Annotated in this window: 11 protein-coding genes; 9 read left to right on the top strand and 2 right to left on the bottom strand. The window is 49.6% G+C overall.

Annotated elements, in window-relative coordinates; all coding sequences use genetic code 11:
* Positions 1–34 precede the first annotated feature (34 nt).
* From OEY64_09350 to dnaJ, 6 genes are read left to right on the top strand one after another with little or no spacing between them, the layout of a single operon-like run.
* Entirely contained in the window at positions 35–994 is a 960-nt protein-coding gene (locus tag OEY64_09350; protein ID MDH5543155.1) for an ABC transporter ATP-binding protein, read from the top strand.
* Complete coding sequence (locus tag OEY64_09355) at positions 987–1,763, top strand: ABC transporter permease (protein MDH5543156.1); 777 nt, start codon at positions 987–989, stop codon at positions 1,761–1,763. Before OEY64_09350 ends, OEY64_09355 begins: the two co-directional genes overlap by 8 nt.
* On the top strand, positions 1,763–3,187 hold the full coding sequence (locus OEY64_09360) for a GldG family protein (GenBank protein MDH5543157.1): 1,425 nt from the start codon (positions 1,763–1,765) through the stop codon (positions 3,185–3,187). The genes OEY64_09355 and OEY64_09360 overlap by 1 nt, the downstream gene beginning before the upstream one ends.
* On the top strand, positions 3,184–4,917 hold the full coding sequence (locus tag OEY64_09365) for a DUF4340 domain-containing protein (protein MDH5543158.1): 1,734 nt from the start codon (positions 3,184–3,186) through the stop codon (positions 4,915–4,917). The genes OEY64_09360 and OEY64_09365 overlap by 4 nt, the downstream gene beginning before the upstream one ends.
* Positions 4,914–5,513: a nucleotide exchange factor GrpE gene (locus OEY64_09370; protein ID MDH5543159.1), complete on the top strand. Its 600-nt coding sequence runs from the start codon at positions 4,914–4,916 to the stop codon at positions 5,511–5,513. Before OEY64_09365 ends, OEY64_09370 begins: the two co-directional genes overlap by 4 nt.
* Positions 5,510–6,616 carry a molecular chaperone DnaJ gene (dnaJ, locus tag OEY64_09375; protein ID MDH5543160.1) on the top strand — a complete coding sequence of 369 codons (1,107 nt, stop codon included), beginning with the start codon at positions 5,510–5,512 and terminating at the stop codon, positions 6,614–6,616. The genes OEY64_09370 and dnaJ overlap by 4 nt, the downstream gene beginning before the upstream one ends.
* 33 nt (positions 6,617–6,649) lie before the next feature.
* Here dnaJ and OEY64_09380 read toward each other — a convergent pair whose 3' ends face one another.
* Positions 6,650–7,636: a VWA domain-containing protein gene (locus tag OEY64_09380; GenBank protein MDH5543161.1), complete on the bottom strand. Its 987-nt coding sequence runs from the start codon at positions 7,634–7,636 to the stop codon at positions 6,650–6,652.
* Entirely contained in the window at positions 7,633–8,622 is a 990-nt protein-coding gene (locus OEY64_09385) for a VWA domain-containing protein (GenBank protein ID MDH5543162.1), read from the bottom strand. The genes OEY64_09380 and OEY64_09385 overlap by 4 nt, the downstream gene beginning before the upstream one ends.
* A 219-nt stretch (positions 8,623–8,841) precedes the next feature.
* Between OEY64_09385 and OEY64_09390 the strand changes: the two genes are divergently transcribed.
* Genes OEY64_09390 through OEY64_09400 form a run of 3 tightly spaced genes read left to right on the top strand, consistent with a single transcriptional unit; the run spans position 8,842 to position 16,037 of the window.
* Positions 8,842–9,285 (top strand): hypothetical protein, encoded by a 444-nt coding sequence (locus tag OEY64_09390; protein ID MDH5543163.1) that lies wholly within the window; start codon positions 8,842–8,844, stop codon positions 9,283–9,285.
* A gap of 58 nt (positions 9,286–9,343) precedes the next feature.
* On the top strand, positions 9,344–12,541 hold the full coding sequence (locus tag OEY64_09395; protein MDH5543164.1) for a PD-(D/E)XK nuclease family protein: 3,198 nt from the start codon (positions 9,344–9,346) through the stop codon (positions 12,539–12,541).
* Positions 12,525–16,037, top strand: a complete 3,513-nt coding sequence (locus OEY64_09400; protein ID MDH5543165.1) for a UvrD-helicase domain-containing protein — start codon at positions 12,525–12,527, stop codon at positions 16,035–16,037. The genes OEY64_09395 and OEY64_09400 overlap by 17 nt, the downstream gene beginning before the upstream one ends.
* The last annotated feature ends 37 nt before the right edge of the window (positions 16,038–16,074 follow it).

The raw sequence follows: 16,074 nt of genomic DNA on the forward strand, positions 1-16,074 counted from the left end.
CATGTTTTAAGGTTTTATATATATAGGTTAGGCAATGATTGAAGTAGAAAACCTTTCGAAAAGTTACGATGGTTTCAAGGCGGTAGATTCCATCTCCTTTGGCGTAAAGAAGGGGGAGATACTCGGATTTCTCGGCCCGAACGGCGCGGGGAAAACCACCACCATGAGAATGCTCACCTGTTTCATGCCCCCCACTTCCGGGCGGGCGGTTATTGCAGGATACGACGTATCGGAAAATCCGATGCAGGTGAAGAGCCGTATCGGCTATGTGCCGGAGTCTGCGCCTCTATACAGGGATATGAGGGTCGATGAATTTCTCGATTTCGCGGCAAGCGTAAAGGATCTTCACGGAGGCGAAAAGGGATCCGCGATAAGCGAGGCGATGGGAAAGACCGGCATTTCCGAAGTGAGCGGAAAGATGATAGGCAAACTTTCGAAAGGCTTCCGCCAGCGTGTCTGTTTGGCCCAGGCGCTTATCGGAAATCCAGAAGTGCTCATCCTCGACGAACCTACGGCAGGGCTGGATCCCCTTCAGATAGTCGAGATAAGAAATCTTATAAAGGAACTCTCCGGCGAACGGACCGTTATCCTCAGCACGCACATCCTCCCGGAAGTATCGATACTTTGCGACCGGGTAATGATAATCAGCAAGGGGAAGATAGTTGCCGAAGACACACCGCGGAACCTGACGAGCGGCACGCTCGGAAAATCGGTCATCGAGATCGCCATTGAAGGGGAGCGCGAGGGGATGGACGGCTTCCTCTCTTCGATAGATGGCGTAAAGGGGCTTACCCCTCTTGATTCCGCAAAAGGGGGGGAGTGCCGCTTTTCGATCGAGGCTGGCGGCGAGAGGGATATACGGAGATCGCTCTCTTCCGCTATAGTGAATAAAGGTTATGGACTTCTGGAGATGAAACTGCAGTCGGTTTCTCTTGAGGACGTCTTCATGGATCTCGTTACGGACGAGGAGAAAAAGGGGGAAGAAGATGAATAATTTTCTTCCGGTATACCGCAGGGAGCTGAAATCGTATTTCTACAGCCCTATCGCCTATCTGGTTATCGTCGTGTTCCTGATACTCTCCGGCCTTTTTTTCATAATGATATTGAACGACTACGCGAGATACAGTTTTGAGGTGATACGCTCGAACTACCGCTACAATCTCCCCGGCCTCAATGTAGCCGAAGGGATAATAAGCCCGCTCTACCGCACCCTTAGTTTCCTCCTCATACTGATGATGCCGCTCCTGACCATGAAAAGTTTTTCGGAGGAGAAGAAGAGCGGAACGATAGAGCTTGTTTTTACATATCCGATATCGGATATGGAGCTTGTGCTTGGAAAGATATTCGCACTTTTTACTCTGTATGGAACGATGCTCGGCTTCACCCTCTTTTACGACCTGTTCCTGGTTATGTTCAAGCCGGTGCCGCTTGGCGTTACTTTTACCGGCCTGCTTGGTCTCTCGCTGGCAGGGTGCGCCTATATATCGCTTGGGGTTTTTATCTCTTCGCTCACGGAAAACCAGATAGTCGCGGCGGTCTGGTCGTTCGGAATGATAATGGTTTTCTGGATCATTTCGTGGCTCGCCGGGGATTCAACCTCTGCGCTCGCCGAAATCCTTCGCTATCTTTCTATCTTCGACCACTTTGATTCGTTCGCGAACGGAGTGATAGATACATCGGACATCATTTTTTATTTGAGCTTCATCTTCATCTTTGTTTTTTCGACTCTGCGCGTTCTTGAATCGAGGAGGTACAGGGGCTGATGGTGAGCAGACTGATGAAATGGGTTCCGAACATGGCCGCATATCTCATTGTGGTTATCGGCATTATAGCTCTGATAGACTATCTGTCGGTGAAGCACAGCAAGCGGTTTGATCTTTCGGAAAACGAGATTTATTCACTCTCCTCTCAAACTGTCAATATCCTGAAAAATCTCGATCGTGAAATTACGGTTCTTGCCTTTATGCAGGAGGGGGACACAAGGATCCGCCCCAAAAGGCTTTTCGAGGAGTACAGGTATCATTCTTCAAAATTCAGCTGGGAGTTTATTGATCCCGACAAGAGCCCTTTGATGGCGGAGAAGTACGGCATAAAACAGTACGGTACTTTTATCGTCGAGGAAAAAGGGGTGGAGAACGGGCGCAAGGAGGGGGTTACCGGCCTTATTTCGGAGGATTCGTTGACGAATGCTCTTATAAGGACGTTGTCTGATAAACGGAAAAAAGTTTATTTCGTAAAAGGGCACGGAGAGAAGGATATAAACGGTTCGGGGAGAAACGGATACGGAGAGGCGAAAGCATCCCTTTTGAAGGAGAATTTCCTGGTGGAAACGCTTCTGCTCGGCAGCTTAAAGCAGGTTCCTGAGGACGCAGATGTCTTGATAGTAGCGGGTCCCGAGAAGGATCTGTTCGGAAGCGAACTTGATATGCTCGGAAAATACATTGATGACGGAGGAAACCTCCTTTTTATGGTAGATCCCTTTACGGTCAAGGATACATTGAAATTCCTGAACGGATATGGCGTTTACCCGTCCAACGATATCATAGTGGATAAATTCAGCCGGGCTTTTGGAGGGGATTATCTGATGCCTGCGGTAGGGACTTACAGCGAGGAGCACAGCATCACCAGGGAGTTTGGGCTGATAACCATTTATCCTCTCGCTCGTTCCATCAAAACAAACCAGAGCGGTGTTGAAAGGATTCAGACGAAAAATCTTGCGTTCACCCTCCCCGGAACATGGGGGGAGACGAGCCGTGAAAAGGTTGAGCGCGGGATTGCTTCGATGGACGAGAAGGAAGACAATGTAGGTCCGCTGGTCGTGGCTGTTGCGGTAGAGGTTGACCCGAAAAAGACTCCCGGCGACAAGGAAGATGTGGATCTGGATAGTCACGGGCATCCGCTTCACATAAAAGAGAGTAAAGGTTTGATGGTTGTTATCGGCGATTCGGATTTTGTCGCCGACCCCTATATCGGTTCGGGTGGCAACCGCGACTTTTTTATGAATGTTGTTGAATGGCTGGCGGGGGATGAAGACAAGATAGCGATACGCCCCAGGGAAGGCGAGATGGATCCACTGCTGTTCTCGGATGCGGAAATAGGGATGCTTGCCTTTTTCAGTATTGTCGGCATTCCGGCGATAATAGGGGTTGCTGGTGTTTGGATTAATGTTCGCAGGAGACGTGCTTGAAATTTAAAAACATTGCGATAATTTTTGCTGTTCTCGTGGTAAGCGCCTTGCTGGTCTACCGGTATGAATATCTGGCAGACCTGGAAAAGGAGAGAAAGGAGAGTGAGCAGAAAAAGATCGTTTACCTGGAACCGGGAAAAGTGGCGAAAGTGGTTCTTGATAACGGTGAAATGATCGTTTCGCTCAACAAGGTCAATGGTCAGTGGGAAATAACCGGCCCCATAAAGACAAAGGCCGACAGTGTTACTCTGGAGCAGATAATAACAGGTATCTCCAGCATGCAGGTCGATTCGATAATCGGCGATGGGACGGAGAACCTTGCCGATTATGGGCTGTCGTCACCTGCGATAAACGGCTATTTCTACGTTGAGGGCTTTAAGAGATCCCAGAATGTTTCTGTAGGGAATGATACGCCGGTGGGAGGGAAAGTTTACGGACAGAGCTCAAAGATCAAGAATGTGTTTGTGGCCTCCGCGGATTTTAAAAACCTGCTGTCAAAAAAGCTTTATGACCTAAGGGAAAAAAGGATTTTTCCCGAAAAAGGCGCGGATATTGTTTCGATCAAGATTGTCAGGAATGGCAAGCAGACAGTATTTGAGAAAGACAAGGATAATCTATGGATAATGAAAAAGCCGTATACCGCGAGAGCTACACAGAAAGAGATGATTGACCTGCAGGCAAAGATATTCGGAGCGTACGCGTCGAATTTCATCGACGGCAAGGTGAATGAAAATGAAATCGGATTAAATCCTCCCTCGCTCGCCTTTACCTTTACCAATTCTGCCGGAAAGGAATTCAACCTGCATGTTGGGAAAAAAGACGAGGAGAAAAACGGAGTTCCCGCAAGAAGAGAAGGGGCTGGCGAGATTGCCATGCTTCCTCTCGATTTTTTTGACGATATTCCGCGCAATCCGTCCGATTTCCGGGACATGCATTTTTTCCCAGTTAACTACATGGATGTCAGCAAGGTTTCCTGGGGCGCGGGCGGCAGGGAAGGTCGAATGGAGCGAAACAAGGATGGTGACTGGGAGATTATTGGCAATACCAGGGAGAAAGTCGACCAGGCCAAAGTAATCTCATTCTTGCGTTCTCTTGGAGAGTCCAAGGTGGAGAGGTTTTATAATGACCTCCCGCTTAGCGAAACAAAACTTGTCTCCTCTCTGGAGATAATGGAGAAAGAGACGAAAAGAAGTTATGGATTATACGACTATGGCGACAGGGTTTACGGGTTAAGCAGTTTCCAGGAAAACACGTTCAGGATATCCCGGCGCGATTTCGACAAGCTGGTAAAGAGGCCCGATGATTTTATTGATCGGAAAATATTCAAGGTGCTCCAGGCGGAGATATCAAAACTCTCCATCCATTACGAGGGGGAGAATTATCTGCTTGAAAAAAGCGGAAGCAAGTGGAAGATGAACTCGCCACAGAAGGGCGAAGTATCCATAAGGAGAGTTGGACAGCTGATTTCATCGGTATTAAGCAGTGAATACGTGAAAATGGAAGAAGGAAAAGCAAATACCGGTAGCAGCGGCTCCCCCAGCGTTCCTCTCGCTGTAATCTCCATGACGGATGCGTCCGGCAAAAGCGCGCATGAAATAACAGTCATGGGCTTTACAAGGGATAAGACGATGCTTAAGGCAAGAGTAAAAGGGAGGGATATTTTGTATTACCTCCCGGAAAGTTTCCTCAAGAATATTTCAATGGATAAGCTTGAAGGATTGATCATATGAGCGAAGCGAAAGAAGAGCTGATAATAAAAGATAGACGGCACTGGGTTCTTGAGGAAGCGAACGAAAAGAGCCGGAATGATTCAGTCGTCGAGGCCGATATTGAACGTCTCCCTACATATGTGCAACAGCTACAACTTCAGGCCGAGGAGCACGACAAAAAACTCAAGGAGTATATTGCCGCGTACAAAGAGAAAATGGTCGAGAACGATCAGTTCAGGGCAAGGCTTGAGAAAGATGTCAATAGAAGGGTTGAGCAGGGGATAGGGAGCCTGATGAAACAGATAGTGCCGGTGCTGGACAATCTTGATCTTGCCGTTGCCTCTGCGGATGGCGCGAAAGACGCGGAAAAGATGAGGGAGGGGCTAGTACTTATCAGGAATTCCATGGTAAATATTCTTAAGAATTCAGGTGTTATGGAAGTAGAGTGCATGGGAAAAACGTTTAATCCCGCCGTCGCGGAAGCTGTAGCCAGCGTTGCCGTTGAGAATGAGGATGAAGACAATATTGTAATCGAAGTGCTGCAATCTGGTTATATGCTGAACGAACTGCTGATCAGGCCTGCGCGCGTGAAAGTAGGAAAGTACGAAAAGCGATGATTAAAAGGGATTATTATGAAGTTCTTGGGGTAGAGAGAAACTCGGATAAATCGGAGATCAAAAAGGCCTACAGGAAGGCCGCGATGAAATATCACCCCGATAAAAATCCCGGCGACAAGGAAGCTGAAGAGAAATTCAAGGAATCATCGGAGGCATATGAAGTTCTTCATGACGATGAAAAACGGAGGCTCTACGACCAGTTCGGCCATGACGGTTTAAAAAGGACGGGATTCAGCGGATTTCGCGGCGCGGAAGATATCTTTTCCGCCTTTGGCGACATTTTCGGCGACATTTTCGGCGGAGGCTTCTCCGGCGGATTCGGAAGAAGAAAACAGCAGGGGCAGGGGGGAGACCTTCGATACGATCTGGAGATATCCCTTGAGGATGCGGCCCGCGGGATGGACAAGGAGATAACTGTTGTCAAGAATATCCTCTGTCCCGTTTGCGAAGGGTCCTGTTCCGCAGAAGGGTACGGGCCTACAACATGCTCGACGTGCAACGGGCAGGGGCAGGTTGCACGGAGGCAGGGATTTTTCTCGTTTGCCGTAACATGCCCGAAATGCAACGGACAGGGGCAGGTGATTAAAAATCCGTGTAAAAAGTGCGGCGGCACCGGCGTTGAAATGAAAGAGAGAAAACTTCGGGTAAAGGTTCCGGCAGGGATCGAAAGCGGGCAAAACCTCCGACTCACAGGCGAAGGGGAACCGGGCAAATACGGCGCGCGTAACGGCGATCTCTTTGCCGTAGTCCATATACGCCAGCATGACAACTTCGAGCGTCACGGCGACGATCTCGTATGCCAGTTGCCGATCTCGTTTGCGCAGGCGGCTCTTGGCGCGGACATGGAAATAAAAACGCTTCTTGATGAAGCTACTATAAAGATCCCGCCGGGCACGCAGTCTCAGTCATTGTTGAGGGTAAAGGGCGAGGGGATGCCGATGCTCCAAAGAAAAGGGAGAGGCGATCTTATCGTTCAGGTGATAGTTAAAACACCCGAAAACCTCACGGGCGAACAGGAAGAGATATTAAGAAAGTTTGCGGAAATATCGGGCGATAGCGTGAAAGGGAAGAACAAGGGGGTCTTCGAAAAACTTTTCCGTTAAGCTCCCATCAGAGCCGTGGCGAAGAGGCCACAGTTATATCAGAATTTCAACTGCCAGAAGAATGAGCGCTATTCCCAGAAACCACTGAAACCTGTCAACGTATGTTGTAAATTTCGTAGAAGAGATATCGCTTTTCTCAAGGGCGCGGATAGATTCTATTATCGGATTGATGTTGAATACGCCGCCGGATGACGATATGAAAAGCGCATCGGTGATGTTGGCCACTTCATTCAGGGCGTCGCTGTTTTGCCGCGTAAAGACAGTGTTCCCGGAACTGTCCTTTTTATATCCAGCTAGATCGCCGTTATTATCCTTTATCGGTATAGGCGCTCCTGTTTCGCTTCCAAGCCCGACCGTATAGATCCTTATTTTCTTTTTTGCCGCTTCCCTCGCCGTTTCAGCGGGATTCCCTTCATTGTCTTCCCCGTCCGTAATAAGCACGATCACCTTTGATTTGGATTGGCTCTGCTCAAGGAGTGTTATCCCTTTTTTCATAGCTCCTGAAATATCGGTTCCGGAAAGAGGGGCGGAGCTGAAGCTGATGGAGTTGAGAAACATTTTAAATGTGGAAATGTCGAGCGTGAGCGGACATTCCACGCCGCTGGAGCCCGCAAACACAAGAAGGCCCACCCTGTTTCCGGCGAAGGTATCGGCAAGCCGCTCGATCTCTTTTTTGGCCTTGGCAAGGCGGCTTGGAGCAACATCCTCCGCGGCCATGCTCAGCGAGATATCGAGCATCACGAGGATATCTATCCCGACACGCTTCACTTCCTTTGGCTCAACACCGAACTGGGGCCGCGCAAGAGCGACAATAAGAACTGTAAGCGATGTCATGAGCAGGGCAAATTTCAAGAACCTTTTCCACCTGTCGGCGCCGGAGAGGAGCTTTGGGAGGAGTGAAGAGTCGGCGAATTTCTCAAGACGCTTTGCGAACTCCTTGTTGAAAAGCCAGAATAGAAGAACGAGCAAAGGCACAATTGCCAAAAGATATAGCCATTCATGACTGCCGAATTTTATCATTCGTGAAGACTCCTCAGGAACCTGTTACGCAAGATCCATTCGAAAAGAAGAGGGAAGAGCGCAAGCCCGGCGAGCCAAGTGAACTGTTCCGTATATTCATAATAGATATTGCTTTTCACTTCGGATTTTTCCAGGTGGTCGATCTCGTCATATATCCCTGTAAGTTCCTTTTCGTTGCGAGCGGCATAATACCTGGCCCCTGTTTTAGACGCTATTTCGCGTAACAGCGCTTCGTCTATTTCACTTTTTACCGAAACTTTCCTTTTTCCGTATCGCGGATCGTCGATGGTTTGCTGAAAGATCCCTTCTCTGCCAACCCCGATCGTGTAGACTTTTATCTTCTCGGCAATCGCAAGCTCGGTCGCCGACCGCGGATCTATAAGCCCCCGGTTGTTCACGCCGTCCGTCAGGAGGATTATGATTTTGCTTGTCGCCTTTGAATCCCTCAGGCGGTTGATGCCGTTGGCGATCGCCATTCCGATCGCAGTGCCGTCCTCCAGAAGTCCGCTGTGAACCGGCGCGATGAAGGATCTGAGGACGTCGTAATCGAGGGTAAGCGGACATCTGGTGAAGCTGGTGCCGGCAAAGAGTATAAGCCCTATTCTGTCATTCACCCGGTTGCCGATGAATCTCGAAATTGCGTTTTTTGCGGCTTCCAGCCGAGAGGGCTGCATATCCATTATGTCCATGCTGGTCGACGTATCAAGGGCAAGATAGATATCGATACCCTCGCGGGTAATTTCCCGGTACCCCTGCCCGGTCTGCGGGCGCGCTATGGCGAAGATAAGGAGCAGTATCGCAAAGATTCTCAGCGTAAAAGGGAGAGGGCGCAGGCGCGTAATCCCGGATGGAGCTATCGCTTTTATCCTCCCGATGGAGGAGTACCGAATCCCGCTCTTCTTTGCTCTGAATCTCCTCCGGTACAGGATCGCCAGAAACGGGACCAATGCCAATAAAAGCAGGAAGTAAGGGTGTGCAAATCTCATAAATTATAAATCCATTTCCGATTAATTGGCTATTCTAAAGCTCTTTTGCTATAATAAGAACACAAGATGTTCAGCAGAGCGCTTTTTTTTGGCGCCTAATAACCGTTGACAAGCGGTTTTTTAATCTGCTACCTTGTCGCTGTATCTGGGGACGGGCTATTTCCAGCAGATGGAAAATGTTCCGCAATATTTTCGCAGTTAATCTACGGATCAAAAATAATGAATAATTCTAATTCAGGAAACAGAAGCCAGCGCCCAGGCGGCCCTCCGCACGGCAAACCGAGAGGCTCACAGGGGCCGCAGGGAAGAAGCAGACCCGTATCTTCAAACTATCAGGTAGATCTTTTTCATCACCAGATAGGCGCCAAGGCGGGACAGCAGCCGAGCGGCCACACGAGACCCTCTTCGGGCGGTGGTCCTCGATATGGACAGTCCAAGGGGATTAATGCGCGCCCCGCACAAGGGAGGCATCAGGCACCAAGACCTAAGGGTCCGGTTGGTCCATCGAAATCACAGAGAAAAGGGTACACGGTACACAATTTCGAATTGAAGGACGAACTCTACAAGAACTTCGAGGAAAAGCTGAAGGAGACTTCCAAAACTCCGAAGGAAGTCATTAACCAGCTGATAAGCTTTTTCAACATGGGTAAAATCAAGATTTAGCATCTTGGTGCAAAAAACACTCCAACCGGCACTTCTCAACTTGCATTTACGCTGATCTATGGATGAGCGTCTTCACGTCTATCCCACACGCTTAAAGGTCGAGGAGGTCGAGGCCGAAAGGTATCGCTCAGCCGGGGCTGTTTTCAGCAAACACCTGATAAGCATTTTCGAATTGGAAGGTCGGCTCGCCCGCGACCTCGTGCCATATAATCCGATAAGCGAAGTCGAGAGATGGCTTCTCATCAATCAGTCGATAATTTCCGAAAAATCGCTCGGAAGGGATAGAGCGATGGCCCCCCTCATATCAAGTGACGGATTCGTAAGATCCGTTGGGGAATTGATCCAGCAGATAAAACTCGGTCTTGTCGATTCAGCCGATCTTGAAAAAATAAACGGGTTTGCCCCCGGCAAGGAGGGGTGGATAAAAAAGGTATTTGCCGCCTATCAAAAATTGCTTCGAACCGAGGGGCTTTACGATTCCGCGGATATCAGCATGGAGCTTGTCAAAAAACTCCATGACGGAGTGGCTCCTCCTGCATGGTTGAGGAGTTTCAGCGGAATTGATTTTTTCGATATCTATCACTACACACCTTTCCGTTTCGAAATGATTACCCGGCTTGCTGAAGTGGTAAATATAGTTGTTCATTTCCCGTTGCCGGATGAGAGGCGGAAGGCGTTTGATTTTGTGGAACGGGACATTCAGAAATTCCAGAGCCTGGCCGGTATGGAAGGGAAGCTTGAGCTTGCGTTTGATTCTCTCCCAGGAGACGATCCCGGGAATAAGAAAAAAACCGCGCTTGATATCCTTGCAGGGCAGATATTCTCAGAAGAGGCGGGGGATGCCGAAGAGGAAATATCCGATAGCGTAGAGGTGGTAAAAAATTCCGGCAGATACCGGGAGATAGAGGAAGTCGCCTCAAGGATAATGGATCTCAAGGAGAGCCGGAGGAGTTGGTCTGATTTCTGTCTTGTATTCCGCCAGACAGGGAGCTACGCGAATATAGTGGAAGATGTTTTCCGCCGCGCCGGGATACCTGTCTATATAAGACGCGGATTGCCCGTAAAGAACAATCTTCTTGTAAAGACGATTCTTGGAATTTTCAGGATAATCGAAACCGGGTATGACCGGGATGAAATAGTAAAACTTATGACTTCCGATTACTTCGATATCGGCCTCTCCCGTGAATTTGCGAGATATCTTGAAAAAATATTCATGGATGCCGGAATCATCAGCGGTCCTCCCTCCTTGCTGGAAAAGAAATGCGCCGCTTATTTGAAACGGGGCATTGAAATGGATGGTGTGCCGGTAGCGGCAGAAACAGTCGACGATATTTCCGCGGGACTAAAAAAGGTATTTTCCATACTGAAGGAAGTTGAAAAACTCTCCCGCGCATCGAAAGCGGGGGAGACCATAGCGATATTCAGGAAGCTGCTAAAAATATTTTCTCCCAGGGCGATCCAGTTCGGCTTCCCGTTCTTCACAAGAGACCTCTTCTGCAAGGGGAGGTTCTATGAAGTAGTGGAGGAAGCTGAAAATGCGGTCAAGGAGCATAAGCTGGGGGAGTCCCGCTTCGGATGGGGGGATCTAAGGAGGTTGCTTTTCAACTCGCTTGGAAACGCGGAGCTTCCCGAATGGTCTGAGAAGAATCATGTCTACGCGCTCAATATCCATGAGCTGGCAGGGAGGAGGTTCCCTTACATTTTTGTTTGCGGTCTGCACGACGGGGAGTTCCCGCTTAAATCGGAGCATGGGGCTGTGCTTTCAGAATCTGAAAAAAAGCTTTTCAATGAAAAACACTCTGAAACCGTCCTCGCCCGAATGGCCGAGAGGAAAATGGGGAGGCAGGTTTTCAGCAGGCTCGGAGAGACGTGGGACGAAGAATCTTTCCTCTTCTTTCTTGCCGTACGTTCCGCGAGGGAGAAAATATATTTTTCATACTCCACGCACGACCTGAACGGAAAGGAACTCGGCAAGTCGACCTTTCTTTACGATATAAAAACGGTCTTACCTGCGCTTGCCGAAACAGCGACGAGGTCTGTCGCGCTTGAGAAGGGATATTTCGAGCAGATAGACCACCCGGCGCGTGAGGCAAAGCTGTTGCGCGACATTTTCAATACGCCAGAGGAAAACGCCGGAGCGTTGGCTGATTACTACAGAAGCGTGGTTGGCCATCCGGTCACGGGAAAGAGTTTCATAAACTCGTGCGAAAGGAGCATGATAGAAAGGGAGCGGGACAAATTTTATTCGTCTGCCGAGCCTGACGTCCGGGCAAACGCGTCAAGCGTATATACCGGCAAGGTTGGGGAGATGCCATTGCTCTCGGGATACGTTGAGAAGGAAGCGCGGAAAGGATTTTCCGCAACCGCGATCGAGAGGTTTGCAAATTGCGCGTTTCGCTATTTCATGGACAGGCCGCTCCAGGTAAAGCCGCAGGAGCTGCCAAGGGCCGATATTGAAAGGACCGTGAAGGGGAGCATCGCGCATGAGATCCTAGAGATATATTATGCGCCAAAGGGGAAATTCAAGGTTCGCTCATCTCTTGAGCCTCGAAATGCGAGGGAGAAAAGGTTGAACACCGTTGCCGAAAAGGTATTTGCAAAGTGGGAGAAGTCCGAACTGAAAGGGGAGCCTGCCATCTGGGAGATAACCAAGGAGCAGATAAGGAGGGCGCTCTCGCTTTATCTCCGCTCCGAAGAGACAGCGTTCGAAAAGGAGCCCTTCACTGTGGTGGCTACCGAATTGAAGTTCGGCCCGGATGAACCCTTCTCCGTATCATTAAAACTGCCGGGCGGGGAGATGTCTTTCAACGGCCTTATCGACAGGATTGATCTTCTGGACGCGAAAGGGATGCTGAGGGTAGTTGATTACAAATATTCGAGCAACACATCGAAGTTCTCAAAATTGGTGAAGAGTGAAAAATATGGCGAAGAGAGTTTTCAGGTTCCTGTATATCTTCTCGCCGCGCTGAATTTGGCAGAAAGAAAGGAAGAGTTCTCCGAAATCAAAACGGCGGTGGCAAGCTACATCACCTTGAAGAAGGAGCCGAAGGAATCGGCTGTATCGCCAACGGCCTCGCTGTCGTCGGGTGACGGCGATTTCTCCTTCGATAACGCGGAATTCCTCTCGAGGTTTGAGAATATCAGAACGAAGATGAATTCGGGCGATTTTTCCGTTACGCCGAAGGATTGTGTTTTTTGCAAATACCGAAGGGCATGCAGGTACAGAGAGGTTATGAGCGTTGAACTTGGAGAGTAGCAGGGCAGAGGAGATAGTAGGGTTCGAAGGGGACACCTGCGTTCGCGCCTCGGCGGGGACGGGGAAGACCTTTATTCTCGTCGAGAAATTCATGCACATCCTGAAAGAGAAAACCGACGACAGTTATACGAAGATAGAAAATATCCTCGCGATAACCTTTACCGACAAAGCAGCGGAGGATATGCGGAAGAGGATAGGGGACAAAATATATGAAGAGGTGCGCGAGCTTGAAAAGCGGGAGAGAACAAAGGAAGAGGAAAAACTGCTAAGGCATCTTCGCACGGCAAGGAGGCTGTTGACGAAGGCGTACATCTCAACGATTCACTCCTTCTGCGCGAGGATATTAAGGGAGAATCCGCTGGAGGCAGGGATAGACCCGCAGTTTGAGATACTTGACGCGCAGAGGACTGGCGCGTTGCAGTCCAGATCGCTTGAACGTTTCCTTCTGGATAAACTGAGGAGAGGCGACAAGCCGGTTGCCGAACTTGCATACAGGTTCGGATTCGATTCGGATTTCGCGTTTGAGAGTTCGCTTTTCAGCCTCGTATTGAGCCTCCTCCCTTTGATGAGAGCGGCGGGAGTAGATATTTTCTCCGAAAGGGCCTTGCTGTCCGAGTATTCGGAAAAGCTGGATGATGCTGAGAAAATGCTTTCAGAACAAAAGAAGCAGTGTGCGTCCATTCTAAACGGGATGTCGGCTGAAATTTCAACCGAGAAACAGAAGGTGATAATGGAAATGCTTGTGAGTGGGATTTCCGCTCTTTCACCCTCAAGCGATATTGGGAATGAGGACACGCGGAAAAGCGTAAGCGGTATGAAATCTGCCATCAACCTGAATACCTTTAAAGGTAAAAAAGATGGCAATCTAAAGGCGCTGGCAACCGAGCTAAAAGAGACGCTGGAATTATATGAAATGACGGTTGTCTCTTCTCTCGCGCGTGAATCAGCCAGGCAGATAGCCGAGCTTGTCGGAGAGTTTTATCAGTACATGGAATCGTCCGTGAAGAACAGGGGCTTGCTTGATTTTGACGACTTGCAGGAGATGACCCTCTGGCTTTTCAGGCGAAATGAAAGGATACTCGCGTATTACAGAAAAATGTTCCGCAATGTGCTGGTAGACGAGTTTCAGGATGTGAACGGTCTGCAGAAAATGATAGTGGAACAACTTGCCCCTCCCGGCGAAGGGAAACTTTTCGTGGTGGGGGACGTAAAGCAGGCGATATACGGATTTCGCGGGGGAGACCTTGAGGTGTTCGACGAAACCGAAAGAGCGATTGTAGAGAATGGCGGCGGGCTTTTCCGCCTGAATGTAAACAGGCGTTCAAATCCCGGTCTTGTGAAATTCGTGAACAGCTACTTCGGAAGATATGAGAAGAGCGTTTTCGACGCTGGTGATGAATGCGTATCTATGATGGATGAAACCGAAGTTTCGCCGGTGGAGTACTATACCTTCTCTGATGAAGAGAGCGCCGACAAGAGGCGGTTCAGCGAAGCAAATTTTATCGCGTCGCGAATAAACCGGCTGGTAGGTGAAAACAAGGCAAAGTTTTCCGACATGGCGATCCTTCTGCGAAAGTTTACCCCCCTCCCTATATACGAGGCCGCGCTTTCCCGGAATGGAGTGAGATACGCGGTACACAGGGGAACAGGATTCTACAAGAGCCAGGAGGTGGCGGATCTTATTTCGATTCTCTCCTTCATTGATAATCCCGGCGACATAGTATCCTGGGTCGGCGCGGTGCGCTCCCCATACTGCGGATGTTCGGACAGGACCCTTTTCACGCTGAGGAGGGATGGTGAAGGAAAAACGGTCGAGCCGTACCGCCTCTTTTCAAGGGATGCCTATCTCCCCCCGCTTGATGAAGGGGAGGGGGAGAAATTCTCCGCCTTTGCGGAATGGGTCACTTTATTGATAAATCTGAAGGACAGGATGGCGGTATCGGAAATAATCGAAACTGTTCTGGAAAAGAGCAGGATAACCGGCCTTCTTGGAGCGCAGAACGACGGTCTGCAAAAAGTTGCCAACGTGCTGAAGCTTATCGAAACCGCGAGGATGATGGAGCAGGAGCCGGGATTTACGCTGAAAAATTTCGTAAGGCACATCACGCGACTCTATGAACAGGAGGAGAGGGAATCCGAGGCAGTTGTCGTATCGGAAGAGGAGAATGCTGTAAAGATAATGACCGTGCATCAGAGCAAAGGGCTGGAATTCGGCATTGTATTCCTGCCGGACATTGGATCAAGCGGGAAGCGCGGAGGAGGATCGGCGATATTCCATAAGCGTAAAGGCTTGGCGGTAAAATATGTCGAGAAGGAAACCTTGTCATCCCATTCAGGGATCGTCTTTGAATCCACTAAGGAAGAGATAGAAGAAAAAGAGAAGAGCGACGCGAAGAGGCTTTTCTACGTCGGCTGTACCAGGGCGAAGGATATGCTGGTGCTTAGCGGATGCCCGGACCCGAAAAAGAAGAGGAGTGAAGCTTTGTCGGGCCTGGATGAATTGATGGAGCGCGAACCCTCCCTGTTCAATATCGTTTCCATACCCGTTGCAACTATGGAGGAGATAAGGGAACAGCGAACCCCATATGATGTATTGTCCGCCGGAGAAGAGCCGAAGAATACTGAATTGGGCAAAGGGGGCGAAGGGGTTGCGCCAATGGAACCCGCAGATGAAAGGAAAGAGGTCTTTGTCGATACAAGGAGCCTCGCCTCGTTCGCGAAATGTAAAAGGGAGTACATGCTTGGGAGATTGTACAGCGTGCCGGCAGAGAGGAGTTATCATGGCGGGCGCGGAGGGCGCAAGGGTGTTTACGAAGCGATGGAGATCGGCAACGCGATACACGCGATTCTTGAAAAGCTCGATCTTGAGGTCCCGCAAGATGAAATGAGGACAGAAATTATCAAAATGGCGAAAAGGGAATTGCCTCTAGCATCAGAGGCGGAACTCCTGAAAGTTTCGCAAAAGCTGGAACGACTTTTTAAAACTCCGCTCTTTGAAAAAATTCGAAGCGGTGAAATGGAAGAAAAAGGGAGAGAGGTGCCGTTTACTGCAAGATTCGGCAGGGATGGAGATGCATTTTTCCTCAAAGGGCAGGTCGATCTCCTGCTAAGGAGGGGCGAAACGGGGGTGATGATCGTCGATTACAAATACGCTGTGAGGGGCGAAAGCGAGACGACTTATCGCTTTCAGGTGGAGGCGTACGCGGTTGCCGCGGAGCGCGTTCTCGGTGTCGAGGAGATCGTGTGCGCGATAGTCTATCTTGGCGGCGAAGAGCCGGAGTGTGTGGAATGGAAAATGGATACAGTGAAACTTCAAAAAGCTGAGGAGGCGATAACCGGTTCCATGAAAATGATTTCGGAGATGGAGAGGAGCCTTAGGGGAACTGAAGGGATACCCGACGCCGACTTTTCAAATATCCTTGGCGAGAGCGGAGCGGAAATAAAGTGTCCCGACGGAAACTGCGGCTATCATGCTGTCTGCTTCAGCGGTGAATAGGGAAGAGCGTGTTTCATTCCTGCCGCGCAATGCGATA

This window comes from Nitrospinota bacterium (genome assembly GCA_029881495.1).
In the GTDB taxonomy this organism is placed as follows: Bacteria; Nitrospinota_A; UBA7883; order JACRGQ01; family JACRGQ01; genus JAOUMJ01.

Coding starts and splice junctions, on each gene's coding strand:
- OEY64_09350 (MDH5543155.1), top strand. CDS start 35: ATGATTGAAGTAGAAAACCTTTCGAAAAGTTACGATGGTTTCAAGGCG.
- OEY64_09355 (MDH5543156.1), top strand. CDS start 987: ATGAATAATTTTCTTCCGGTATACCGCAGGGAGCTGAAATCGTATTTC.
- OEY64_09360 (MDH5543157.1), top strand. CDS start 1,763: ATGGTGAGCAGACTGATGAAATGGGTTCCGAACATGGCCGCATATCTC.
- OEY64_09370 (MDH5543159.1), top strand. CDS start 4,914: ATGAGCGAAGCGAAAGAAGAGCTGATAATAAAAGATAGACGGCACTGG.
- dnaJ (MDH5543160.1), top strand. CDS start 5,510: ATGATTAAAAGGGATTATTATGAAGTTCTTGGGGTAGAGAGAAACTCG.
- OEY64_09380 (MDH5543161.1), bottom strand. CDS start 7,636: ATGATAAAATTCGGCAGTCATGAATGGCTATATCTTTTGGCAATTGTG.
- OEY64_09385 (MDH5543162.1), bottom strand. CDS start 8,622: ATGAGATTTGCACACCCTTACTTCCTGCTTTTATTGGCATTGGTCCCG.
- OEY64_09390 (MDH5543163.1), top strand. CDS start 8,842: ATGAATAATTCTAATTCAGGAAACAGAAGCCAGCGCCCAGGCGGCCCT.
- OEY64_09395 (MDH5543164.1), top strand. CDS start 9,344: ATGGATGAGCGTCTTCACGTCTATCCCACACGCTTAAAGGTCGAGGAG.